Source organism: Sulfitobacter maritimus, assembly GCF_013346665.1.
Lineage (GTDB): Bacteria > Pseudomonadota > Alphaproteobacteria > Rhodobacterales > Rhodobacteraceae > Sulfitobacter > Sulfitobacter maritimus.
On the sequence record NZ_JABVBB010000019.1, the window covers coordinates 27,815 to 52,447 of the forward strand.

The following is a 24,633-nucleotide window of genomic DNA, read 5'->3' on the forward strand; positions in this document are numbered from 1 at the left end:
CAGTCAATGCAAGGTCCTTTCTATTCTGCGCAATGACCGGACAGGCTATCTGGGGAGCAAGCAAACGCAACGACTTGAAAGGCGATCCCATGATTAACCAGATCAAAGGCCTGCACCACGTCACATCTATGGCAGACGATGCGGCTGAAAATAATCGGTTCTTCACCCAAACCCTCGGCCTGCGCCGTGTCAAAAAGACCGTCAACTTTGACTCCCCCGACGTCTATCACCTCTACTACGGCGACGAGGTCGGCACACCCGGCTCTGTGATGACCTATTTCCCCTTTGGCCAAATGCCCCGCGGACGGCGCGGCACGGGCGAGGTGGGCACCACTGAATTCGCCGTCCCTAAAGGCGCCCTGCCCTTCTGGAAGGAACGCCTTGGCAACCACGGCGTTACCGGCTTGGCCGAGGACAGCTTTCTGGGTGAAAATCGTCTGAAGTTTGACGGCCCCGACAACGACGGCTTCGCGCTTGTTGAAAGCGAGGATCAGGGCCGCAGCCCTTGGACCGGCGCGGATGTGCCGGAAGAGGCGGGCATCCTCGGCTTTCACGGCGCGCGCTTCAGCCTCCGCGACGCATCCGCGACCGGCGAGTTGCTGCGCTACATGGGCTACCAGAAGGACGAAACCGCAGACAATGTCACGCGCTACCGGATCGAGGGCGGCAATGCGGCCGATACGATCGACCTTGAAGAGATCCAGGACGGTCACGCTGCCGGTCAGGGCGCCGGATCGGTCCACCACATCGCCTTTGCTGTGGAAAACCGTGCGGCGCAGCTCGAAGTCCGCAAGGCGCTGATGGACACTGGCTACCAGGTAACCCCAGTAATCGACCGTGACTACTTCTGGGCGATCTACTTCCGCACGCCGGGCGGTGTCTTGTTCGAAGTCGCAACCAACGAGCCGGGCTTTGACCGCGACGAGGACACGGCACATCTCGGTCAAGCGCTGAAGCTGCCGACCCGCTACGAGCCGCACCGTGACAAAATCGAAAGCCTGCTGCCACCGCTCGCAAGCTAGAGCGCAGGCGGGGGGCCAGTTCACCGGGCTGGCCCCTGCCCCACCGCACCGTTTAATTATTATCGCATACGCAACGGTGAATGCAGTTACGCGTCCATTCTCAACAATGGTGCCGTGGGCTAGTTTATCCGTGAACACGCGCTCTACCGGCGCCCCCGATAACCCAACAAAGGAGACCAATCATGACCGTCAAACTCGCGATCGTTTACTACTCCAGCTACGGCACGAACCACCAGATGGCCGAAATCGCCGCCGAAGCCGCTAGGGCTGCAGGTGCCGAAGTCCGTCTGTTGAAGGCCCCCGAAACCGCCCCTGATGCGGTTGTCGCAGGTGTTGATGCTTGGCAGGCGCAAAAGGAAAAAACCGCCGACATCCCCGAAGCCACGCCGGAGGATATGGAATGGGCCAACGCCTATCTCTTCTCTGCTGGCACCCGTTTCGGCGTCATGGCCAGCCAGATGCGCGCCTTCATTGACACTCTGGGCGGTGTTTGGGCCAAAGGCGGTCTGGCGAACAAGCCGATCTCGGCCATGACCTCGGCTCAGAACGCTCATGGCGGTCAGGAATCGACGCTGCAGTCTTTCTACATCACCGCGATGCACTGGGGCGGCTTTATCGTGGCACCGGGCTACACGGATCAGGTGATCTTCAAGACAGGCGGCAACCCCTACGGCTACAGCCACACCCAGGGCGCGGAATTCACCGATGACGTCAAAGCCGCCATCGGCCATCAAGCCCGCCGTCTGGTGGAAACCGCCCAGAAACTGAACGCCTAAGCGTCCTCCAGTTTGCGCCGTCCGGCGGCGCAAACTACCCCCCTCTCTGACACCGCGGCCCCCGCGCCCATAAATTGAGAGCCCCCCGATATGACAAAGCTCCAAGACACGCCCCATCGCTATGGCCCGGTCAGCCGTGCTCTGCATTGGGGCATGGCCGCGCTCTTTGCGCTGCAATTCCTGTCCGCCGCGCTTCACTGGGCGCTCCCACGCGAAAACGCTTGGCGCGAAGCCTTCTGGTTCTATCACGCCGACCTTGGGATCGCGCTGTTCCTGCTGGTGCTGCTGCGCGGCGTCTGGGGCCTTGCGAATATCAACCAACGCCCCAGCCATACCGGGCTTGCGGGCAAGGCCGCCAATGCCGGGCATCTTGCTATCTATCTGCTGATGATCGTCGTTCCCGCCCTGCGTTTGCTCGCCTCGGCAGGCAGCAACAGAGGTCTCAGCTTTCTCGGTCTGCAGATCTTTCCCCCGCAACAGCCCGAAATCCCATGGACACAGATCGCCGCTCAATGGCATGGCGAACTTGGTTGGGTTCTGGCGCTGCTGGTGCTTGGCCATATCGCCATCGCGGTGGGCTGGCATCACCTGATCAAACGCGATGGGTCACTGCAGAAGATGACCTGATCACATGTCGGCTGCCGGATCACGGCAGCCGACACGCCGTTAGGTGCAATGTCTGCGATAATGCTGCGCCGCCGTGCGCAACGCCATCAGCAACAGACCGACAATCGCAATAATCAACACCGCCGAAATCGGTCGATCAAACAGATCGAACGGCGATTGGATGCGCGTCATAGCGCTGCGGAACTTCGCCTCCATGATCCCGCCCAGAACCATGCCGAGAATGATCGGCACAATCGGAATGTTCAGCCGTTTCAAGATCGCACCGAAGAGACCAAACCCAGTGGCGATCAGACAATCCGTCAGCGAATTTCGAAGCGAATAGACCCCGACAAAGGAAAACAGCAGCACCATCGTGCCCACGATGCGGTTGGGGATGTTGATCACCCGGATGAGCGTCTTGGTCGATCCCAGCAGGAACAACAGCGCCACGATATTAAGAAACAACAGCGCCAGATAGAGTGCTATGACAAAGTCCATCTGCCCGGTCAAAAGCTGCGGCCCCGGCACGACGTTATGCACATAAAACACCGCCAGCATCATCGCGGTCAGACTTTCCCCCGGCACCCCAAGCGCCAAAAGCGGAATGAGCGCGGCAGCCGGCACCGAGTTGTTCGCGGCCTCAGAGGCGATCAAACCTTCGGGCGCGCCCTTGCCGAATTGCTCCGGCGTTTTCGAGGTTCTCGACGCATAGGAATAGGCCACGAATTGAGAGACGAACTCACCCACGCCTGGGATGATCCCGATTCCCACCCCCGCGCCAGAGGACACTGCTGCGACGCGTTTATGCTGCCAGAACTCGCGCATCGCGCTGAAAACACTGCCGCTGATCTTTTGCGGCTCGACATGTTTGTCCGACCCCGAGAGCAGCAGAAAGGCTTGGCTCAGCGCGAACAACCCCAGCACGACCACCACCAAATTGACGCCCGAACTTAGCCACGACTGCCCAAAGGTGAACCTCTGCGTGTAGTTGATCGGCTCCATCCCGACGGTGTTCAGCAGGATGCCAAAACAGGTCATCATCCCCGCTGCGAAAACCTGCCCGCGGTGGGTCAGGATCATTAAGATGATCCCGAAAAGCGCCGCCAGGAAAATCTCACGCGAGCCAAACATCGGCGCAACTTTGGCCAGCACTGGCATGAGAACAACCAGAGAAATGATCGAGACCACCGCCCCGAAGAAGGACGCCGAATAGGCCAGTCCAAGCGCGCGCTGCGCCTGCCCCTTTCGGGTCAGCGGATAGCCGTCATAGGTTGTCAGCGCATTAACCGCCGTGCCGGGCGTGTTCATCAAGATCGCCGGCAGCGCCCCGCCGTACATCGACGAGCCGTAAATCCCCAGCAGCAGCGACAGCCCAACCAGCGGCTCGAAAATAAAGGTCGTCGGCAAGAGGATCGCAATCGCCACCGCCGGCCCAACGCCGGGAATGGCCCCGATCACGACCCCGCCGACCGAACCGATCAGCAGCGCCACGATCACCGCAGGCTGCAACAACAGCTCAAAGGCGGGAAGCAGATGTTCCATGCTCTGTCCTTTAGAAATAGACGATAAGGAAGTTGCGCAACCCGGCGGGCAGCCACTCGTAAACAGCGCCCCCGGGGACATTCACGCGCAGCCCGGTTTTGAACAAAAGCACAGTGCCAAGGCCCATCAGTACGGCGAAGCCCAACATCTTGCGGCTGCGATAGCCGCTGCGCCAGAACAGTGCCACGGCCATCAAAAGGCTCATCGGCAGATAGCCAAGCACCGGAACGAGCAGCACATAGACGATAAACCAGCCCGCGAACTCGGTAAAGCCAAGCCAGACGCGCAACTCCTTGAGCCGTCCCGGAATCCGCGGCGACATGACCGAGCCCAGAAGGTTCAGCACCGCGAAAATCACCATGCCGATCACCGCGATGGCGGGCCAAAGGGTCGGCTGGGCAGACCAGGCGGTGAACTCTGCCCGGGTCGTCTGCGACGGAAAGCTCGCGAGCAGAAAGAGTGAGAAGACAAGCATCGCCACGGCAAAGACGAAATCACCCCGCCGCCGCTCCCGGCGAAACATCTTCAGAACGTTGACTGAAGGTTGCTCTATGCCTGTCTTCTCTTGCATCGGACGCTCTACTGCAACAGCTCGTTAATGACCGCCAGCGCGGCCTTGTCGGACTCGATCCGCGCTTCTGTGGCGTCCCTGTCTGACCATTCAATCAGCGCACCGGTCTGGGCCGCGATCTTTTGCATCCGCTCGGAGTTCACAGCACGTTCGGCCACTTCGGTGATCCGGTCGCGAACCTCCTGCGGCGTATCCTTATGCACAAACAAACCGTTCCACAAAGACAGGTTCAGATCCGGCACGATCTCGGTCACGGCTGGGGCATCAGGCGCCAGCGGCAAACGGGTGTCGCCAAAGGTCGCGAGCACCGTAATGCTGTCCATACAGGGCAGGATCGTCTGCACCGTCACGGTGATGATATCCGCATCGCCCGAAGCCAGCGTGTTGCAATCCAGCGCGTCGAAAGCCGCGTGAGAGGCAAAATTGATGTCCGTCGTCTTGGCCAGCGCAAAGGCCGCGCGTGTCGGCAAGAGCTTCGCACCGAAGTGGCCCAGGACCACGCCATTGTCCTGCGAATAGTCCGCCAGTTCTTCGATCGACGCAAAGGGCAGATCACCCCGCGCCGCGATCACGAAAGGATAGGTCAGATAGATGCCAAGCGGCTCAAAGGGGTTTGGGTTCAGCTCTGCGATGCCCACCTTGTCACCAAAGGCCGGGATCGCATTGACCAGCGCGCCCACGGTATAGCCATCCGCTGGCTGTTGGGCCGCATAGACCGCACCGGGAAAAGGCCCGCCACCGCCGCCGGGCTTGTTCAAAACTGCCGAGGCCACGTCATAGGTCGCCTGAAATTCATCCGCGATGATCCGGGTCGTGATATCCGCCAAGTCACCCGGAGGCCACGGCACAACGAAAGACACTGGTTTTTCAGGATATTCCGCAAGTGCAGCAAGCGGCGCAAGGGCGGTCGCGGCGGCAAGGCCGAGGGCTTTGAGTTTCATGATATCTCCTCCATTTCATGAATGTTCTAACGTTCGGTCAGGAGCGGCCTTTCGGCGCTTTCTTGGCGCGCTCGACATCCGCTTCGTCCCAGAAACCGATCCAGATCCCCTCGTCCTTTTCGATCTCAGTCAGTTGATCGACGCGGGCGTCGCTCATGGTCGTGCGCGTGCGCAGCCGTTCGGTCCAACGCAACAGGTCTCGCCCCAAACGGTCGCGGGTGGCGGCGTGGGCCGGATCATCGCCAAGGTCGGTGAACTCTTGCGGATCACGCTCCAGGTCAAACAGCATCGGGCGGAATCCGGTGACATGAACCAGCTTCCACCGCCCGTCGAACACCATCACCGCGCGGCTGTCTTTCACGTCGCTGCCGAGCAAGGCGCGGGCCTCGCGAAAAGCGAAATCATATTCTGAAACGGCAACTTCGCGCGGCCAGTCCTGCCCGCCGCGCAGCAGCGGCATCAGCGAATGGCCCTCTAGGATATGGTCCGGTACCTCGCCACCCGACGCCTCGATGAACGTCGGCACGAGGTCGATCGCCTCAACCAGATCGCCATTCACCTGCCCCCGCGTTGCATCGGCGCGGGCATCCGGGTCCACCACGATGAGCGGAATACGCACGGATTGCTCGTGAAAAAGCTCCTTCTCCCCCAGCCAATGATCGCCCAGATAATCGCCATGGTCCGAGGTAAAGACGATCAACGTGTTATCGAGTTTCCCGGTCTTTTGGAGGTGCTCCATCAAGACGCCGATTTGGTCGTCGATCTGCGTGATCAGCCCCATGTAGGCCGGGATCACCGCCTCGCGCACCTCGTCTCGCGCCATGCATTTCGACGTGCGATGCGCCTGATAGGCCGCCAGCAAGGGATGTGGATCGTCGCATTCGACGTCACTCCGCGTGGCGGGTGGCACGTCTTCCGCGCCGTACATATCGTGGTAGGGCGCGGGCGCGATATAGGGCCAATGCGGCTTAATATAACTCAGATGCAGGCACCACGGCGTATCGCCTGCCTGATCGATGAATTCGATGCCCCGCGCGGTGGTGTAATTGGTCTCGGAATCCTCGACCTTAACCCGAGCAGGTTGGCGGGCGTTCTTCATCAACCAGCCGGAAAGGATATTGCCATCGGCATCCTCGCCGGAGTTGGCCCAATCCTGCCAGGGGTTTTCCCCGTCATAGCCTTTGTCTGCGAGGTAATCGTTATAGTGGGAAGGGACTTTGCCCCCGGTGGGATGCACCCCGTCCAGCCGGTCCCAGACCTCGAACCCGCATTCCGACACCAACGCCCCGATGTCCGAGGATTTCGAGACGCCAAGCCGCTGCATCCCCTCGATGTCGGCGGTCATATGGGTCTTGCCGCAAAGGACACTGCGCAGGCCAAGCGGGCGCAGGTATTCCCCCAGCGTCCGCTCGCCCAACTTCAGCGGCACCATGTTCCAGCTCGACCCGTGGCTGCGCACATAGCGGCCCGTGTAAAAGCTCATCCGGCTCGGCCCGCAAATGGGCGACTGAACATAGGCCCGATCAAACCGCAAACCGCGTGCGGCCAATGCGTCGATATTCGGGGTTCGGATCGACGGATGGCCGGTGCAGCCGAGGTAATCCCACCTCAGCTGGTCACACATGATAAAGAGGATGTTCCGTGGGCTCATGTCACCAGCGAGCGCTTCTGGAACCGTTCCTCTTTATACCGCTCTTCCTTGAGAATGGCCTCAAGCTTGTCGACCGCGCCCATGATATCGGCTTCATTCACGAACAGCGGCGTGATGCCAAAGCGCATGACATTCGGCGCGCGGAAATCGCCAATCACATTGTCGACAATCAGCGCCTGCATCGCGGCATAGCCATCTTCAAAGGCAAAGGACACATGACTGCCGCGCACCTGCGGATCACGCGGGCTAACCAGCGTAAGACCGGGACACCGCGCCTCAACCTCGCGAATGAACAGTTCCGAGAGCTCCACCGCCTTGGCGTGGACCTCTTCCATGTCCACCTTGTCCCAGATGTCCAAGGCGACAGAAAGCAAAGCGAAAGAGGCGATCGACGGCGTGCCAATCCGCATCCGCTCGATCTTGTTCGGCATCGGGCGGTAATCCGTGTCAAACGCAAAGGGCGCTTCGTGGCCGTACCAGCCGGACAGGAACGGCTCAACCGTGTCCAGCAACCGCGGCGCCACATAGATGAACGCAGGCGCACCGGGGCCACCGTTGAGGTATTTGTAGGTGCAGCCAATGGCGAAATCCACATCCGTGCCATGCACGTCCACCGGCACCGCGCCCGCCGAATGCGCGAGATCCCAGACCACCACGGCGCCGACAGAATGGGCTTTCTCGATGACCGCCTTCATGTCGTGACGGCGGCCTGTGCGGTAATCCACCTCGGTCAACATCACCACGCCGACCTCTTCGGTGATATTGTCCATCACCTCTTCGGGGTCCGGGGCGCGCAGCTCATAGCCCGCGTCCTTCAGCTTCATCAGTCCTTCGACCATATAAAGGTCGGTCGGGAAGTTTCCGTTGTCTGACAGAACCACCTTGCGCTTTGGCACCATCGCCATCCCGCTGGCCACAGCCTGAAACACTTTGATCGACAGGGTATCGCCCACCACCGTCGTCCCCTCAGGCGCGCCGATCAGACGGCCGACCCGATCACCGAGCGTATTGGTCTGCATGAACCAGTTCTTGGTATTCCAACCCTTGATGAGTTCCGTGCGCCATTCATCATTCAGAAAGCTGGTCATCGCAGGCACAGACGCACGCGGCATCGGGCCCAGCGAATTGCCGTTCAGATAGATCATGCCTTCCGGCAAGTCGAACTGCTCTCGTGTCCAGTCAAAATCAGTCAACCTGTGTCCTCTCTATGCAAAATAGCGATCTTTTCCAGCCGCTTATGAACGGGGTCCATCAAATCTGCCAGCCTGAAAACAAGCTGTCTGACGGACCAGTGCCACCGCGTCAAAGGCCGCAGACGCCGACCCATATTGTTCGGGTTTGGATACATCGGGCCGCACGAGAAAGCGCTCAGATTAGGCCGAATTAGATATTTGAAAAAGCGATACCAACCAGCCTTCAGTTACCGGAATAGATGTGCTCACCGGTGGAGCGCGGCTTCAGACGATCACCGCGATTTCAGTCACATCACCATCGACAGCCTGACAGGCACTTAATATCCGCCGCGTAAGGTGGGTTTGCACATAGCTGCCATGAAAGCGGCTCGGCGCACGAAGGGTTAGGCGGCCCCCTGCCCTTTCCACACGCACAAGGTTGCGCAACCAACTGCCATAGAGATCGGGCGCTTCCGCATAAAGGATCGCCTGCGCCAAGGCCCATTCACTGCCGCTACTGGTGTCGGGTTCTGGAACATGGCCCTTGACCGGCAAAGGAACGATGGGGGTCTGTTCTGGCTTGCCGCTCATGCGCAGATCGAAATCAGGGCCGACGTTGCGCCATTCGCCTTCGGTCGTGGCGAGAATACGCTCAAGATCTAGCCCGTATTCCGTCACCCTGCCCCGCGCTCCTTGGCGCTTGACCACCAGCCACCCCATTCCGCGCAGCTTCGCCATGTCGCGTTTAACAGTACGTTCATCGACGGACCAAAGCTGCGCGATCTCGCGCTGGCCAACCGCAAGCTCATCTCGCGCCCAATTATACCGCGCTGTCATCAAAGTAATAAGGCGGAGCACCAAACGCTGGTCGTGCTTATTGCGTGCAAGCGCGTAAGCGCCTAAGGCTGTGATAATATCGTATTTGCGGGCAGCGTCGCGTTGACCTGCCGGTTTGACCAGTTGCATGGATGCCCTCTAGCTGCGGCTTGCGCAGTCGCTCTTGTCCTCGCGGTGGGTCTTCGCCGGACCCGGGGTCTGTTTGAACGACACAACGTCTTTCTGACCTCTGCCCTGATTTGCGTCCAAACCGTTGATTCTGTCAAGAGGCGGATTTCCAGCGCAGACCAAACCTCATCTAACAATAATGATTTTTTGGGTATATAGGTATTGGGGGACATACAGGCTGTCCCCCAATAGAGCGGTTCTGTCCCCCAATATGTCGGCGGGAGAATTGATGCGTCCCCCTATATTATGTGTTGCGCGCCCTCTGGTGGGTGTTTTCCTCGCATGAGGGAATCAAGGCAGTTGGTAGCATGAAAAGGCGGAATTCTAGCTTTACCCCATAATAGGTCTTTTCAAAAACACCAATCTCGGCGTAAATCAGCAAAGAGCAATAATTAGCGTCCCGGTAAAAGGTTCCCCGCGGGGAACTTTGGAAAACGGGAGGCGGCATTGAGGAAGGTATATGTACACCCATACTGATCTGGCGAAGTTGCAGGCCCAGTCCCTGAAGATGCAGGGGTTCATCCGGCAACAGACCTACTCCCCTGAGATGGAGAAAACCCTGCGGCGCTTTTCAAGCTGGGAAGTGGCCGAGCTTATCCTGAAAATTAACCCCTCTACCTTGCGCAGCCGGTTGGCGGCAGACCCGTCCTTGCCCGAGGGGGCTGTTGAGGAAGAAGGCCGTCAGCGCTGGTACGCGCTGGAGGAAATCAACGAACTGCGGCGCAAGCTAAAGATCAAAGGCAAGTCGTTGATGCCCAAGCGTCCGGCGGGAAAGCGGGCCATCCGTGCGGCAATTGCGAACTTTAAAGGCGGCGCAGGCAAGAGCACCGTCGCGCTGCATTTCGCCCATGCCGCTGCTCTTGATGGCTACCGCGTGCTGGCAGTGGATTTCGACCCGCAGGCGACCTTGAGCCATTCGATGGGACTGTCGGATGTCTCCGAGGAGGTGACGGTCTGGGGGATCATGGCCCGCGATCTGATCCGGGAGACAGAGCGGATGAATGCAACGGCAGGTGGCGCTGAAAGCGGGACCGCCCTGCCCCAGCGAAAACTGCCGCCCTCGGTCACGGGGATGGGGCTGAACGATTTGCGGGTAATGGATTTTATCAAGCCGACAAGCTGGCCGACCATTGATATCATTCCAAGCTGTGCGAATGCTGCCTTTGTCGAATTCGCCAGCGCACAGTATCGGCATTTGAATCCTGAATGGTCCTTCTTCGCGGCTGTCTCGCGTTATCTCGATCAGCTTCCGGCGGATGCCTATGACCTTGTGATCTTCGACTGCCCGCCCGCGATCGGTTACCAGTCTATGAACGCCGTCTTCGCGGCCGATGTGCTCTATGTGCCCTCTGGCCCGGGCTATTGGGAGTATGACAGTACGACCAGTTTTATCGGCCAGTTGGCCGAAGCGCTGGAGGATCTGGGGCGGTTTCGCGGGCGGCTGCCCTCTGGCACGGACCCGGACAAAGTGTTCGCCGATCTGCGGTTCCTGCTCACACGGTTCGAGCCAAACAACGATTTGCACCGTGCGATGCAGTCAGCCTTTCATCAGGTTTTCAAGTCACATGTGACAGAGCATCCGATTGAGATGACCCGTGCGGTTGAGCAATCTGGGCGGTTCCTCTCGTCGATCTACGAAATGGATTACCGACAGATGACGCGCGAAACTTGGCGGCGCGCCCGGATGTCGTTTGACCGCGCCTATGACGAATTCCAAACCACGCTCGTCAACGCGTGGGACAAACTGGAGGATTGATAGATGGCAAAGAAGCGCTCTGTTTTCGATATTAACTTCGAGCTAGATGCCGAAGAGGAAGCCACCGAGTTCCCCGCGGGGAACGGCCCTCTGGAAACCAAAGCCTACAATGTTCAAGGGCACCCGCTACAAAACCACGAACCGGCGCCCGCGCGCCGTGGCCCGATGGCCAGCGCCATTGCGGAAACTGCGGAGGCGACACGGGAGCGTGCGGATGCAGAGGCGGCGATCCGTGCTGAGAATGACGCCTTGGCGCATGAGCATGTGAGGCTGAAGAAGCTGGGTTTGATCACTGATCTTATTCAGACATCAGAGGTGAAAACTTCAAAACTCACGCGAGACCGCTCGGCTAACATAGACCCTGAGCTTGCGGAGCTAAAAGAGTCTATTAAGGCGGTTGGGCTCTCAAACCCAATCCGTGTTGAAAAGACTGATGAAGGATATGAGCTTATCCAAGGTTTTCGCCGCCTCTCGGCGTTTCAGCAATTGGCCGAAGAAACGGGCGATCCGCGTTATACGCGTATTCCTGCGGCGATGGTTCCCCGCGGGGAACCTTTGGTAGGCCTTTACCGCAAGATGGTCGACGAAAACCTCATCCGAAAAGACCTGTCCTTCGGTGAGATGGCGCAGCTGGCGCTGTCCTATGCGAAGGACGAAAACATCCCAGTAGGCGACGCGGTCTCAACGCTCTACGCTTCGGTCCTTAAACAGAAACGCACCTACATTCGCCAATTCGCACGGGTCTTGGAGGCTTTGGAAGGCGCCATGCGTCACCCAGAGGCAATGCCACGTGCGTTGGGTTTGGACATTTACAAGTTGATCGACGGTCAGCCTGAAAGGGCAGGGGAGATCGCAGCGAGCCTGCGTGCTTTGCCGGATCGGAATGCCGAGGCTGAGATCGCAGTCCTGCGCAGCGCTTTAACGCCAGCGAAACCTACCTCCCCCCGTGTATCTAAATCGGTGTCTAAAACGTCACTTAGAATGGGCCGTCCAGAAGGAGAAGCGCGGGTGACGGCATCTGACGGGAAGGTCGAGTTGCGGTTAGACCGAGATTTCTCAGCAGTGCCAAGAGCGCGATTGCAGCAAGGGATTGAGGCCCTTTTGGCCATCTTGGACGAGACTGAAAAATAGCGTCATTTGTCTGCATGTTGTTCAGCCTACAGGTCGCGACCCCAGATATGGTGGTCGCGGCCTTTTTTAGGAGGATCACGGTTTAGAAATCGCCCGTTCGCCGCAGACCTTCCGTCAGATGATCCAGAAGCAACCGGACCTTCGGCGACAGGTGTCGGTTTTGCGGATAGATTGCCCAAATCCCATCATCGGGCGCACGGTAGCCGTCCAGCACCGACACCAAACGCCCCGCGCGCAGTTCAGACGTAACGTAGTAGTCTGGCAGTTGGATGATCCCGATGTTCTTGCGTGCCGCGTCCACGAGGGTCCAGCCGCTGTTGCAGCGCAGGTTGCCCTTGACCCTAATATGGCGGGTAGTGCCTTTTTCTTGAAAACGCCAATAGCCAAGCGTGCCTTGCAGACAGTTGTGCGCGTCAAGTTCAGCCAAAGTATGCGGGGTGCCGTGGCGGGCGAGGTAGTCGGGGGCGGCGCAGGTGTAATGGGTTCGGCTGGCGAGGCGTTTGGCCATCATGGTGCTGTCTTCCAACGCGCCCAATCTGATCGCAAGGTCATAGCTTTCTGCAACCAGATCCAGCAGTTGGTTGGTGAGCTTTAGGTTCACTTCAAGCTCAGGGTATTGGCGTAGAAAGTCGTTTACCAGGGGAGCGATTTGGGTCTCGCCAAAGGTTACGGGGGCGGTGAGGTTTAGCCGACCTGTGGGGCGCTGATTGAGGTCGGAGATCGCACGCTCGGCTTCGGCCAATCCGTCGAGCACTTGGCGGCAATGGTTGTAATAGACCTGTCCGGTGTCGGTGATCGTGACCCTTCGCGTGGTGCGGTAAAACAGTTTGGCATCGAGCCGTGCCTCTAGGGCGCTGATCTGGCGGCTGACCTGCGCGGTGGAAAGGTTCAAGCGGTTGCCAGCGGCCGTGAAACTCCCGGTTTCAGCCACGGCAACGAATTCTGATACGCCTTCCCAGCTTAGCACAGGCGGCCTCCATTGTTTCTGCATGGTAATAGTATTTTGCAGAATGGTCGGATTATCACCCTCATAGGAATAGTCTAAATATCGGTCAGACATCAAGCAAGTCAAAGCGAGTGCCATGACAGATATCATTAAATGCAAAGCCGCCGTTGCCTGGGCCGTGAATGAGCCGCTCTCCATCGAAGAGATTGAGGTGATGCCGCCCAAAGCGGGCGAAGTCCGGATCAAAATCATCGCGTCGGGCGTGTGTCACACCGATGCCTTTACCCTGTCCGGCGAAGACCCGGAGGGGCTGTTCCCGGTCATCCTTGGCCATGAAGGCGGCGGTATTGTCGAATCCATCGGTGAAGGTGTTACCAGCGTGGCGGTGGGCGATCATGTGATCCCGCTTTACACGCCCGAATGTGGCGAGTGTAAGTTCTGCAAATCCGGTAAGACCAACCTCTGCCAGAAGATCCGCGAAACCCAAGGTAAGGGTCTGATGCCCGACGGGACCAGCCGGTTCTATAAAGACGGTCAGCCGATCCTGCATTACATGGGGTGTTCGACCTTCTCTGAATACACTGTGCTGCCGGAAATCTCGCTCGCCAAGGTGAACCCTGAAGCGCCGTTGGAAGAGGTCTGCTTGCTGGGCTGCGGCGTGACCACGGGTATGGGTGCTGTGATGAACACGGCGAAGGTTGAAGAAGGATCGACCGTTGCGATCTTCGGCATGGGCGGCATTGGCCTTTCGGCTGTGATCGGTGCGACCATGGCCAAAGCGAGCCGGATCATCGTGATCGACATCAACGAGAGCAAATTCGATCTGGCCCGCAAGCTGGGCGCGACCGACTTCGTCAACCCGAAGGACCACGACAAGCCGATCCAAGATGTCATTGTCGAGATGACCGATGGCGGTGTGGACTATTCCTTTGAATGTATCGGCAACGTCAACGTCATGCGTTCGGCGCTGGAATGCTGCCACAAGGGTTGGGGAGAGTCCGTGGTCATCGGCGTCGCCGGGGCAGGGCAGGAGATTTCCACCCGTCCGTTCCAACTGGTTACAGGCCGCGTCTGGCGCGGGTCGGCCTTTGGCGGGGTCAAGGGGCGGTCCGAGCTGCCTGACTATGTCGAGCGCTACATGGCCGGTGAATTCAAGCTGAACGATTTCATCACCCACACCATGGGGCTGGAAGACATTAACGAGGCTTTCGACCTGATGCATGAGGGCAAGAGCATCCGCTCTGTCATTCATTTCGACAGTTAAAGCCACGGGCCGCGCTTTGCCAAAGCGCGGCCCATCCATTCATTTTACGAGGTGCCGTATGACCCTTCATATCACCAGCGCAAACAAAGGCTTTGGCGGCTGGACCAAACACTATAGCCATCATTCTGACGTGCTGAACTGCGACATGCGGTTTGCGATCTACCTGCCGCCGCAGACGGCGCAGGGGCAAAAGGTGCCGGTGATCTATTACCTTTCGGGCCTGACCTGCACGGATGAGAACTTTGTGCAAAAGGCCGGGGCGCAGCGTCTTGCGGCGGAACTGGGGGTGGCACTGGTCGCGCCGGACACCAGCCCACGCGGCGAGGATGTAGCTGATGCCGATAGTTATGATCTGGGGCAGGGGGCCGGGTTCTATGTGAACGCGACAGAGGCGCCGTGGAACCGGCATTACCAGATGTATGACTATGTGCTGCACGAACTGCCAAAGCTGATCGAAGAGACCTTTCCGGTGACCGATCAGCAGTCGATCTTTGGTCATTCAATGGGCGGGCATGGGGCGCTGGTCTTGGCGCTGCGCAATCCTGAGCGCTACAAGTCCGTCTCGGCCTTTAGCCCGATCTGTAACCCGGTGAAATGTCCTTGGGGAGAGAAAGCGTTTTCTGCCTATCTGGGCGAGGATCGAAAGACGTGGGAGGCCTATGATGCCAGCCTGCTGATGCGACAGGCGCAGGGCGGCTTGCCGATGCTGGTCGATCAGGGGGCGGAAGATGACTTCTTGACCGAGCAGTTGAAGCCCGAAGCATTGGAAGCGGCGGCAGAGGCGAGCGGCTATCCCCTGACCCTAAGACGGCAGGAGGGCTATGATCACAGCTATTACTTCATCTCAAGTTTCATTGATGACCACCTGCGTTTCCACGCCGAGCATCTGGGTGCCTGACGCGGCTTAGCCGCGATGATGAACGCGAAGACCGGCGCCCCTTGCGAGGGGCGCCGGTGATGCTGACCTAGCTGGCCGCTGCATCCTCTTGAAACGCGTGCAGGATAGCCTGGGCCATGTGCAGATCCTGAATCGATATGCCTGAACTGTCGAAAATGGTGATATCGCTGTCCTGTCGGCGGCCAAGCGCTTCGCCTTTGAGCACGGCGCCGATCGCGGTTGGGGCCGCACCGGAGGCATGCTGAAACTCTCCGATCCGCGTGGACTGCTCGGGCAGATCGCAGAACAGATGTGCCTGATTAAAAAGCGCAGGGGGCAGCTCTTGTTTGCCCGTCGCGTCTGAACCCATCGACGATATATGCGTGCCAGCGCACACCCAGTCCGCATCAAAAAGCGGCGCGGTGGCGGTTGTTGCTGTCACGATGATGTCTGCCGCCCGCACTGCTGTTTCTGCGCTCTCAGCCTCTGCCGGAAGGCCAGATTGGCGCAGTTTGGCGACGAAATCTGCGGTGCGCTTGGCCTCTCTGCCGACGACCAGAACGCGGGTTAGTTTGCGAATACGAGCGATGGCGCGGGCTTCATAGGCGGCTTGGTGGCCGGTGCCAAAGAGGGTCAAGACCTGCGCATCCGGACGGGCCAGCGCGTCGGTCGCCACTGCATCTGCAGCGGCAGTTCGGTAGCAGTTGGCGGCGGAGCCTTCGACTAGAGCACCGATCCGCCCGCTTGACTGATCAATGAGCAGAATGGTTGAGGCATGGCGCGGCAGGCCGCGGGCGTCGTTGGTCGGGAAATAGGCGCCGACCTTGAGCCCTGATACGTCGGCAGCAGCGGCGGATTTCACAGTGAAGCGGTTTTGCGGGTCGCTGCCGTGGCCCAGCACAACGGGAAAGCTCACGGCACCGGGGGAGACCGCAGCGATGAAAGCCGCGCGCATGGCGTCAAATGCGAGGTCTGGCGTGACGATTGCGGCGGATTGGGCTTCAGTAATGTAGATCATGTTCTGCCCCTTACCAGCCGTTGAAACGCGGCCAAACCTCAAGCGGGCCGCCGTCTTGCCGCACCAGATGGTAGCGGTCATGCTGGGCGGCGGTGGCGCAGGCGTGGTTGGGGAGGATGCGCAGGCGGGTGCCAACGGGCAGGTCCAGCGGCGCGGGGTTTGCCCCGGCGCGCGGCGCGATGATCCCATGTTCTTGATTGGCGCTGACGACGATATAGTCGGTCAAGACACGCCCCTCTTCGTCGCAGACAATCCCGTAGCCTTGGTCCACATCTTGGGTCGCCGTGCCACGGTCGCGCGACAGGGCCATCCAGCCTGCGTCGATCATGGTCCAGCCCTTTGCGGGTTGGTGGCCGATGACCGTGGTCAGCACGCTTAGGGCGATGTCATCTTGGGTGCAGACGTCGATCCCGGCCATGACCAGATCGAAGAACATATACACACCGGCCCGCAGTTCGGTCACGCCAGTCAGGTCGCGCGCGGCATGGGCGGTGGGGGTTGAGCCGATGCTGACCACGGGGCAGGGGAGGCCCGCGCCGCGCAGGTTTTCGGCGGCGGTGACAGCGGCTTTGCGCTCTTGTTCGGCAAAATCTGCATGGGCAGCTACGCCCCGAACCGTATAGCTTTCGCCTGCGTGGGTCATGACACCGCGCAGACAACCGGCGTCATGCAAAATACGCCCGACCTGCAGCAGCGCGGGGTCTTCGGCTTGCAGGCCGCCCCGGTGGCCATCGCTGTCAATCTCGATCATCGCGGGGACGGAGGCCTCTGCGACGGCCTGTGCCTGCGCGGCGTTGTCGAGGATCACCACAAGATCGCAGCCCTTTTCGCGCAGAGCCTGTACGCGTTTCAGCTTTTGCGGCGCGATCCCCACGGCGTAGAGAATATCGCTGTGACCTGTGGCAAAGAAAACCTCAGCCTCGGCCAAGGTCGAGACGGTAATCGGCCCCGGTGTTCCGCCGGTCAGGCGGCGGGCAACTTCGACGGATTTCGCGGTTTTCAGATGCGGGCGAAGGGTCACGCCGAGCGATTCCGCGTGACGGGCCAGCCGCGAGATATTGCGCTCCATCCGCGCTTCGTCGAGCAGGAGGGCAGGGGTGTCGGGCAGGCCGGCGGTTGGGTCGGTCATCGGGCAGTCCTTTCGCGTTTTATAGTGACTTATCACCGAACACCGAAGGACGACATATGCAAACACATGCGAAGGGTTTGCGTGCTGCGTTTGGTGCTCATCGCGCGCTCAGCTATGCGTCCCGCGCATCCCGGCAAGACCGTTTCGGCCCTGCTCATTTGTCTGTTCATCCCCATCTATTGGGCAGATTGGACAGGTCATGCAGGCAACAACTCCACACCCCCTTATCTTCACACTTCCCAAGCTGCGGGAGACGCTTTTGTGGCACTATCGCCGCCTGAGCGAGACTTCGCGTAGATTGCGTTTTATGGGCAAGATCAAAGAAGACGTGCTAGCGAAAACGGCCAATACCTCTTCGCCGGATGTCACCTTTGGGATCGAGAGCGACGGCGCGTATCGGGGTATTCTGGAGCTCTATATCATCGACGCCGGACGGGCGGAGATTGGTCTTTCGGTCGAGGACGCCTACCAAGGGCGCGGCATGGGGCGTGCGTTGTTCAACCGGGGGTTGGCCGAGGCGCGGGCCAGAGGGTTGGACACGGTAGATGTGCATTTTCTGCGTTCCAACCAAGCGATCCGGAAGCTTTGTCTTGAGGCGGGCGGCGACATTCGCGCAAACGGATCAGACTGTATGTCGACCATCAAACTCTGACACGCGCCCCTGCGCGGCTGGACGGCTTGCATCAGACATGCAAGTTTACCCTTTAGCAGACTAGAGGGCGTTGCGATGATTACGGCAGTTGCGAAATTTCTTGCCGGGCTGGTCGTAACCCTCGGCGTTTTGGTCGTGATTGCCCGTCTGGCCTTTCCCCTGCCCGAGATCGAGAACCGTCAGGATACGGAGGCCCTACCTCCGACGGCGGAGGGGGCGTTGGCGACGGCTTTGGCATCCCAAGAGGAAGCACATCAGGGGCAAACGGGTGTTGCGCCCTTGCAAAATGGGGCGGATGCTTTTGCGGCACGTATCCTTCTGGCCGATGCGGCGGTGTCCTCCATCGATGCGCAATATTACATTTGGCATGACGATCTGACCGGCACGCTCTTGCTCGGCGCCCTACGCCGCGCGGCGGATCGGGGGGTGCGGGTGCGGCTTTTGCTTGATGACAACGGGACCGCGGGTCTGGACCCGGAGCTTGCCACGCTCAACGCCCATCCGATGATCGAGGTGCGGTTGTGGAACCCGTTTAACCTGCGCCGGTTCAAGATGCTGTCCTATGGCTTTGACTTTTTCCGGCTGAACCGCCGCATGCATAATAAATCCTTCACCGTGGACGGCCATGCGACGATCCTTGGCGGGCGCAATATCGGGGATGAGTATTTCGCGACCGGCCCGACCGCGCTTTATGTCGATCTCGACGTTTTGGCAGTGGGGCGGGTGGTGGCCGATGTGTCAGCAGACTTTGACCACTACTGGCGTGCGGATGCGGTTCATCCTGCGGGGCCGATTGTTGGCGCACCGTGGGAGGGTGATCCGCTTGCCGCACGGCTGGCAGGGTTGGAAGCGGACCCGCAACTTGCTGAGTACCGACAGATTTTGCAAAGCTCAGACATCGTGAACGCCCTTGCAGCGGGGGAGTTCGGCGTGGAGTGGACCACAGCACAGTTGGTGAGCGACGACCCGATCAAGGGCGAGGGCGCTGTCGCTCGGGAGGACTTGCTGGCCACACGGTTGGCCAAGGCGGTCGGAAAGATTGACAGCCACTTTGACGGGGTTTCTCCCTATTTCGTGCCCGGCAGGGCCGGGGTCGAGGCGTTTGCGCAACTGGCGGCAGGCGGGGTGCAGGTGCGGATGTTGACCAACTCGCTCGACGCGACAGATGTGCTGCCGGTCCATGCGGGTTATGCGAAGCGGCGCAAGAGTATGCTGCGCAGCGGTGTGCAACTTTACGAATTGCGCCAGCAAGCTGCGGTGGATGCGCCGACAGACCGGATTGGCCCTTTCGGGTCATCGGGCGCGAGCCTTCACGCCAAGACCTTTGCCGTGGACGGCGCGCGGATTTTCGTGGGCTCGTTTAACTTTGATCCACGATCCACCACATTAAACACAGAGATGGGTCTTTTGATCGACAGCGCGCGTATGGCACAGGGGCTGCACGACGCCTTTGACGCGGACCTGCGCGGGCTGGCGTGGCGGGTGGAACTCGACGATGGAGACCTAGTTTGGAGAGACCCGCAAACAGAGGTTGTGACGACCGATGAGCCGGGAACGAGCCTGCTGAAACGGCTGGCTTTGACGATCATCGGTTGGCTGCCGGTTGAGTGGTTGCTCTAGCTTGCGCGCCATTGACGTGGCATTCGACTCAGCGGAAATACCGCGTTGCGGTCAGCCCCTCCATGGAGATTTCGGGCTGTTTTCCCAGGACCAGATCGGCCACCGCACGGCCTGAGCCGCAGGCCATGGTCCACCCCAGCGTTCCGTGGCCAGTGTTGAGGAACAGGTTGTCATATTGGGTGGCCCCCAGAACCGGCGTGCCGTCCGGGGTCATGGGGCGCAGACCCGTCCAGCCTTCGGCTTTCGATATGTCGCCGCCACGCGGGAAAAGATCGCCGATGACGTGTTTGACCGTATCGACCGCATGAGGTCCAAGCCGGTTGGAATAGCCTGCGATTTCGGCCTGACCTGCAACACGGATGCGATCCCCCAGCCGCGTGATCGCGACCTTATGGGTCTCGTCCATCACTGTCGATTGCGGGGCATAAGCATCGTCCATCACCGGCAGGGTGACCGAGTACCCTTTGACCGGATACACCGGCAATTTGATCCCAATGGGATTGAGCACGCGGACCGCATAGCTGCCCATGGCGCAGACATAGGCATCGCCGGTGATACGCTCGCCGGCTTCTGTGTCAATGCCAGCGATGCGGCCATTCTCCACAGCAACTGCGCGGATGGTTTGGCCATAGTGAAAGGTCACGCCCAGTTCGACGCATTTTTCAGTCAGCGCGACGGTGAACTTTCGGCAATCGCCGGTTCGATCCGCAGTCAGCCGCAGACCGCCGACGAACTTATGCCGGACCTCGGCCAAGGCGGGTTCGGCGCCGATACAGCCATTGCGGTCCAAGACCTCGTAGGGGGAGCCATATTCGGCCAGAACATCCTGATCCGCCTGTGACGCTTCCAACTGTTTGTCGGTGCGGAACAGTTGCAGCGTGCCTTGTTCGCGTCCGTCATAGTCAATGCCAGTGTCGGCGATCAGTTCGGGCATGACATCGCGCGAATAGCTCGACACGCGAACCATGCGGCCCTTGTTGATGCGGTAGCTTTCCTCGTTGCAGTTGCGGACCATACGCGCGCACCAAGCCCACATGGTCGGGCTGATCAGCGGCCAGATGAACAGAGGCCGCCGCTTCATGAACATCCATTTGACCGCTTTCATCGGGATGCCCGGCGCTGCCCAGGGGGAGGTCATGCCGTAGCTGAGCTGGCCCGCATTGGCATAGCTGGTTTCCTGCCCCGGCCCGGGCTGTCGGTCGATCACCACGACCTCCGCCCCTTGCTTTGCCAGATAATACGCGGTGGTAACGCCGATGACGCCCGCACCCATGACCACGACTTTCATTCCAACCGCCTTGTGTACGACCCCGGCGCAGCGCCGCAGATCTGTTGAGTTGCCTTAAATCAGCCCTGACAGTCCTCAGAGCGTTGTTCGACCTTGAGGATCGTCAACATGCGCCGCTGGTTTTCCCGGCGCGTGTCCCAGTAAAAGCTCGCCCCTTCGCGCAGGCCCAAGAGTGCCACGCCGATGGGGGTGATGACCGAGACCTGAGACCGCGTGATATCCGCATCTTCAGGATAGACGAGCGTGACCGATTTCTCCTGTCCGGTTGTCTCATCGCGGTAGGTCACCTTGCTGCCGATGCCGACGACATCGCCGGGCATTTGCTGATCCTCGACGATCTGCGCCCGGCCGATCTCTTCGAAAAAGCGGTCGGCCAGCGTTGGGTGACGGCGCATCATTCCCTCCGCCAGCGCTTCGAGGTGAACCAGATCAGCCGCGTTCAAGATCAGATGTGGGTTGGGGCTTGTGACGTGGTCTGCAACCTGAATGGCTTCAGTCATTTTTAACACTCCTGCGCTTGAAATCCGGTCTTCTCCGCTGTGCAGAAGGGCTGCACAACGGAGATCACAGATAGGGTGACGATACTGCCGTCTTGGTTCAGCAATGGCGCACGCTCTCCGACGCGCATGCCGATAAGCGTGGCCCCCAGCAGGGAGGCCACGGCGATCACACCTCCCGGCGCGCCGGGTCTTGCCGTATGCACAAGAAGCCCTGTGCAGGGCGCAGCACCGTCGATGTCATAGGTCACTTGGGTGCCGCCCAAGACCAGATCGAGATAGGGCAGATCGGCAACGGGGCGCACGTTCAAGAGTTTGTTGGCGAGCACATAAGCCAAGAGTGTCGACCCCGGCCGGGTGGCGTTATCGCAATCCTCAAGGTGTTCTTGCAGCTTGTGATAGTCTGACTGCGGAAGGACTGTTGGCGTGTTGCCAAGCGCACGAAAGACGTTGCGGCTGGTGGACGGGGACGGATCGGTTGCAGTGATGTTGGCCATGTTCTCTCCTCGGGCGCAGGGCGCCGCTTTCACGTTTTCCAGAATGTGAAGAGGCCCCGGGGAGTACGTCAGGCGCAGTCGCGCCTAGACCGCCCGGGGATACAGGCGGTTTAGAAGTAGAAATCGATAATGATCTACGTGTTCCAACATGCAAGACAACCTAAGCACTGGTATGGGCTTCGTCAATCTGGCTGAGAGGACTTCTTAACCCGCGCTGTCTTGCTGAGCGAGATTGTGCGGAGGGATCGGTCGTTTTAACGTGGATAGGGCAGGCGCAGACTTTCTAGAATGGCTTGGTGGCGTTTGCCGGTTCCGCCAGAGCAATGATATGTTAGCCTTTTTAGACATTTGCGTGCGGACTGCGCAGGGTGCAAAGAATAAGGATTAGATGCGTGAGCTTAAAACTGCACTTCCGCCGGCTGATCCTGCCGCTGCTGACGATGACCGTTACCGTGGGTCTGGCAACCTTTCAACGTGACCTGCCGGGGGCTTTTGCCGACAGTCAGAAAGTCACACTGTTCCTGAAGGCTTCTGTCTATCTTTCCGGCGCTTGGCTCGCGAGCCGTGTTTTGGCGATGATACTCGACCAAGCTGCGGGGAAGCGGCCCTATCCGCGCTTGCTGAAAGACCTGATCGCGGCGGCGCTTTTTACGATCGCCTTGGCCTCCACCGGGGCGCTTTACATGGGGCAGGGGGCGATTGGTGCCTTGGCCGGGTCGGGCATCGTGCTCGCGTTGCTGGGCTTTGCCATTCGCAACGTCGTGGCCGATACATTGTCAGGCATAGCACTGGCGATGGAGGCCCCGTTTCGCATTGGCGATTGGGTCGATATCGACACCTTGGCGCTGGCCAAGGTGATCGAGATCGGGTGGCGCACCACAAGGTTGCAGACCCCGGATGCCACCTACATGATCCTGCCCAACAGCCAGATCGCGCGGCACCGGATCACCAATTTTTCGGCGCCCAAGCGCGAATTCCGGTCACAGGTGAACATCACGCTCGACCATGTTCTGCCGATCGAAAAGGCGCGGGCGATCATGGTCGCGGCGCTTGGTGAGGCCAAGCTGATCCAGCAAAACCCTGCGCCTGATGTCCGCGTGCGCTCCTACGAAGAGGCGGGCATTTGTTACACGGTGCGCTATTGGGTGCCACGGTTTGAACAAGCAGTGGACTGTCGAGACGAAGTGTTCCGCTTGATCGATGAGGCACTGCGCAAGGCCGGCAGCATCGCACCTTACCGCCGCATACAGTTGATCAATTCCCCGGTGGTCTCTGCTCAGGATGACGCGGAGGAATAGGAAGTGCCGTGCCGGACCCGTCAAGGTCGTTAAGAAAGGCCAATCATGTCAGATACCCCGCTATCCCCGCCAGACGAGACCCCCGAGGCGCTTGACCAGTTTTACCGCCAGTCACGGCCCATTGATCTGGCATCTTGGCTCAGCCAACTACCGGTGGATCAAGCGTGGCATCACCTCGCCGCGCTGCCTCTTCCCCGACAGGCACAGACCTTTGGCGCGCTCCCGGTGAACGATCAAACAGCGCTCGCCGCCGTTATCCCCACCCCGGATCTAAGCGCCATCGTTGCCCTGATGTCTGCTGATGATCGGGTGGACCTGTTCCAGTCCCTTGGCCCCATTGCGCAAAAGCGGCTGATCGAGACCCTGCCGCCCGAGGTGAGCCGCGATATCGAACAGCTTGCGCTCTATGCCGAGGAAACCGCCGGGGCGATCATGACCTCGGATTATGCGGTGCTTGATGCCGCCATGACAGCGCAGGAGGCAATAGGCGCGTTGCGTGGGCAGGCGAGCAGTTCTGAAACCATTTACCGCTCCTATGTGGTGGATCAAATGGGGCGGCTTATCGGATCGGTGCGGCTGCATAGTCTGATCCTCGCAGAACAGGATGCGCAGGTCTGTGACCTGATGGAGCATGACCCGGTATCTGTCAGCATTGATACCGATCAAGAAGAGGTGGCGCAGCGCATTGCGCGCTACGATCTTCTGGCCATTCCGGTGATCGACGACGCGGCGCGGTTGGTCGGTATCGTAACCCATGATGACGCGTCAGACGTCATGCAGGCCGAAGCGACTGAGGACTTTCAGAAAATATCGCATGTGCTGCCCTTTAAGCAGAACATGCGACAGGCCGGGATCGGTATGCTCTATTCGCGCCGCATTATCTGGCTGGCGCTTTTGGTGGTGGGCAATCTGTTTTCCGGCGCGGGCATCGCGCATTTTGAGGATATGATCCTTGCGTATGTCTCACTGGTGTTTTTCTTGCCGCTTCTGATCGACAGCAGCGGCAACGCTGGTTCGCAATCGGCCACGCTGATGGTACGTGCTTTGGCGACTGGCGATGTGCAGATGAAGGACTGGCGGGCGTTGCTCCTGCGGGAATTGGCCGTGGCCGCAGCGCTTGGGGCCACAATGGCGGCGGTGGTTTTCCCCATCGGCGCATGGCGTGGCGGCACCGATGTGGCGGTGACCGTTGGGCTGACGATGTTCGTCGTGGTAATGATCGGCAGCCTTGTCGGCATGTCGCTCCCGTTTTTGCTGAGCCGCCTGCGTCTGGACCCGGCCACGGCGAGCGGGCCGTTGGTCACGACCATTTCGGACGCGACCGGCGTGGTGATCTACTTCTCTATCGCAACATTGATATTGCAACTTTGAGCA

23 protein-coding genes are annotated in these 24,633 nt (G+C 59.6%); 11 read left to right on the top strand and 12 right to left on the bottom strand.

The features are described from left to right. The first annotated feature begins 89 nt into the window (after nucleotides 1–89). The 3 genes from HTT03_RS01075 to HTT03_RS01085 all read left to right on the top strand — a co-directional run bounded on the left by HTT03_RS01075 (nucleotide 90) and on the right by HTT03_RS01085 (nucleotide 2,425). The gene (locus tag HTT03_RS01075; RefSeq protein ID WP_174858035.1) at nucleotides 90–1,022 is read left to right on the top strand and encodes a VOC family protein; all 933 of its coding nucleotides are present in this window, start codon (nucleotides 90–92) and stop codon (nucleotides 1,020–1,022) included. Nucleotides 1,023–1,204: 182 nt separating this feature from the next. Beyond that, nucleotides 1,205–1,798 carry an NAD(P)H:quinone oxidoreductase gene (gene wrbA, locus HTT03_RS01080; RefSeq protein ID WP_174858036.1) on the top strand — a complete coding sequence of 198 codons (594 nt, stop codon included), beginning with the start codon at nucleotides 1,205–1,207 and terminating at the stop codon, nucleotides 1,796–1,798. 90 nt (nucleotides 1,799–1,888) lie between these two features. Then, nucleotides 1,889–2,425 (top strand): cytochrome b, encoded by a 537-nt coding sequence (locus tag HTT03_RS01085; RefSeq protein WP_174858037.1) that lies wholly within the window; start codon nucleotides 1,889–1,891, stop codon nucleotides 2,423–2,425. A gap of 39 nt (nucleotides 2,426–2,464) precedes the next feature. On the opposite strand, the gene HTT03_RS01090 is transcribed toward HTT03_RS01085, so the two are convergent. The 6 genes from HTT03_RS01090 to HTT03_RS01115 all read right to left on the bottom strand — a co-directional run bounded on the left by HTT03_RS01090 (nucleotide 2,465) and on the right by HTT03_RS01115 (nucleotide 9,247). After that, a complete protein-coding gene (locus HTT03_RS01090) occupies nucleotides 2,465–3,946 on the bottom strand; it encodes a tripartite tricarboxylate transporter permease (protein ID WP_174858038.1) in 1,482 nt (493 codons plus the stop codon). A gap of 10 nt (nucleotides 3,947–3,956) precedes the next feature. After that, on the bottom strand, nucleotides 3,957–4,517 hold the full coding sequence (locus HTT03_RS01095) for a tripartite tricarboxylate transporter TctB family protein (RefSeq protein ID WP_174858039.1): 561 nt from the start codon (nucleotides 4,515–4,517) through the stop codon (nucleotides 3,957–3,959). A gap of 8 nt (nucleotides 4,518–4,525) precedes the next feature. Beyond that, nucleotides 4,526–5,458, bottom strand: coding sequence for a tripartite tricarboxylate transporter substrate-binding protein (locus HTT03_RS01100; RefSeq protein ID WP_174858040.1), 933 nt, complete (start codon nucleotides 5,456–5,458; stop codon nucleotides 4,526–4,528). A 37-nt stretch (nucleotides 5,459–5,495) separates the two neighbouring features. After that, nucleotides 5,496–7,109: an alkaline phosphatase family protein gene (locus HTT03_RS01105; protein ID WP_174858041.1), complete on the bottom strand. Its 1,614-nt coding sequence runs from the start codon at nucleotides 7,107–7,109 to the stop codon at nucleotides 5,496–5,498. Next, entirely contained in the window at nucleotides 7,106–8,302 is a 1,197-nt protein-coding gene (kynU, locus tag HTT03_RS01110) for a kynureninase (RefSeq protein ID WP_174858042.1), read from the bottom strand. Before kynU ends, HTT03_RS01105 begins: the two co-directional genes overlap by 4 nt. 264 nt (nucleotides 8,303–8,566) lie before the next feature. Further along, nucleotides 8,567–9,247, bottom strand: a complete 681-nt coding sequence (locus tag HTT03_RS01115; protein WP_174858043.1) for a DnaA N-terminal domain-containing protein — start codon at nucleotides 9,245–9,247, stop codon at nucleotides 8,567–8,569. Nucleotides 9,248–9,746: 499 nt separating this feature from the next. Between HTT03_RS01115 and HTT03_RS01120 the strand changes: the two genes are divergently transcribed. Both HTT03_RS01120 and HTT03_RS01125 read left to right on the top strand, forming a co-directional pair. Further along, nucleotides 9,747–11,042 carry an AAA family ATPase gene (locus HTT03_RS01120; RefSeq protein WP_174858044.1) on the top strand — a complete coding sequence of 432 codons (1,296 nt, stop codon included), beginning with the start codon at nucleotides 9,747–9,749 and terminating at the stop codon, nucleotides 11,040–11,042. A 3-nt stretch (nucleotides 11,043–11,045) separates the two neighbouring features. Then, the gene (locus HTT03_RS01125) at nucleotides 11,046–12,173 is read left to right on the top strand and encodes a ParB/RepB/Spo0J family partition protein (protein WP_174858045.1); all 1,128 of its coding nucleotides are present in this window, start codon (nucleotides 11,046–11,048) and stop codon (nucleotides 12,171–12,173) included. Between the two features lie 82 nt (nucleotides 12,174–12,255). On the opposite strand, the gene HTT03_RS01130 is transcribed toward HTT03_RS01125, so the two are convergent. Then, nucleotides 12,256–13,257 (bottom strand): LysR family transcriptional regulator, encoded by a 1,002-nt coding sequence (locus HTT03_RS01130; protein WP_246253316.1) that lies wholly within the window; start codon nucleotides 13,255–13,257, stop codon nucleotides 12,256–12,258. Nucleotides 13,258–13,267: 10 nt separating this feature from the next. Between HTT03_RS01130 and HTT03_RS01135 the strand changes: the two genes are divergently transcribed. Together HTT03_RS01135 and fghA are read left to right on the top strand one after the other, a co-directional pair. Continuing rightward, the gene (locus tag HTT03_RS01135) at nucleotides 13,268–14,383 is read left to right on the top strand and encodes an S-(hydroxymethyl)glutathione dehydrogenase/class III alcohol dehydrogenase (protein WP_174858134.1); all 1,116 of its coding nucleotides are present in this window, start codon (nucleotides 13,268–13,270) and stop codon (nucleotides 14,381–14,383) included. Between the two features lie 58 nt (nucleotides 14,384–14,441). Next, a complete protein-coding gene (gene fghA / locus HTT03_RS01140) occupies nucleotides 14,442–15,281 on the top strand; it encodes an S-formylglutathione hydrolase (protein WP_174858046.1) in 840 nt (279 codons plus the stop codon). A gap of 67 nt (nucleotides 15,282–15,348) precedes the next feature. On the opposite strand, the gene HTT03_RS01145 is transcribed toward fghA, so the two are convergent. Further along, entirely contained in the window at nucleotides 15,349–16,278 is a 930-nt protein-coding gene (locus HTT03_RS01145) for an ornithine cyclodeaminase family protein (RefSeq protein ID WP_174858047.1), read from the bottom strand. 10 nt (nucleotides 16,279–16,288) lie between these two features. Next, a complete protein-coding gene (locus HTT03_RS01150) occupies nucleotides 16,289–17,407 on the bottom strand; it encodes a DSD1 family PLP-dependent enzyme (protein WP_174858048.1) in 1,119 nt (372 codons plus the stop codon). Between the two features lie 307 nt (nucleotides 17,408–17,714). On the opposite strand from HTT03_RS01150, the gene HTT03_RS01155 reads away from it, so the two are divergent. Next, nucleotides 17,715–18,059: a GNAT family N-acetyltransferase gene (locus tag HTT03_RS01155; protein ID WP_174858049.1), complete on the top strand. Its 345-nt coding sequence runs from the start codon at nucleotides 17,715–17,717 to the stop codon at nucleotides 18,057–18,059. Between the two features lie 75 nt (nucleotides 18,060–18,134). Continuing rightward, entirely contained in the window at nucleotides 18,135–19,679 is a 1,545-nt protein-coding gene (locus tag HTT03_RS01160; protein WP_174858050.1) for a phospholipase D family protein, read from the top strand. Nucleotides 19,680–19,707: 28 nt separating this feature from the next. On the opposite strand, the gene HTT03_RS01165 is transcribed toward HTT03_RS01160, so the two are convergent. The 3 genes from HTT03_RS01165 to HTT03_RS01175 are packed head-to-tail and all read right to left on the bottom strand — an operon-like array spanning nucleotide 19,708 to nucleotide 21,961. After that, on the bottom strand, nucleotides 19,708–21,006 hold the full coding sequence (locus tag HTT03_RS01165) for a D-amino acid dehydrogenase (RefSeq protein WP_343035619.1): 1,299 nt from the start codon (nucleotides 21,004–21,006) through the stop codon (nucleotides 19,708–19,710). Between the two features lie 20 nt (nucleotides 21,007–21,026). After that, nucleotides 21,027–21,467: a nucleoside diphosphate kinase regulator gene (gene rnk, locus HTT03_RS01170; RefSeq protein ID WP_174858052.1), complete on the bottom strand. Its 441-nt coding sequence runs from the start codon at nucleotides 21,465–21,467 to the stop codon at nucleotides 21,027–21,029. 2 nt (nucleotides 21,468–21,469) lie between these two features. Further along, entirely contained in the window at nucleotides 21,470–21,961 is a 492-nt protein-coding gene (locus tag HTT03_RS01175) for a hypothetical protein (RefSeq protein ID WP_174858053.1), read from the bottom strand. Nucleotides 21,962–22,353: 392 nt separating this feature from the next. Here HTT03_RS01175 and HTT03_RS01180 point away from each other — a divergent pair, with 392 nt between their 5' ends. Continuing rightward, entirely contained in the window at nucleotides 22,354–23,259 is a 906-nt protein-coding gene (locus HTT03_RS01180) for a mechanosensitive ion channel domain-containing protein (protein ID WP_174858054.1), read from the top strand. A gap of 45 nt (nucleotides 23,260–23,304) precedes the next feature. Beyond that, nucleotides 23,305–24,630, top strand: coding sequence for a magnesium transporter (mgtE, locus tag HTT03_RS01185; RefSeq protein ID WP_174858055.1), 1,326 nt, complete (start codon nucleotides 23,305–23,307; stop codon nucleotides 24,628–24,630). Nucleotides 24,631–24,633 lie beyond the last annotated feature (3 nt).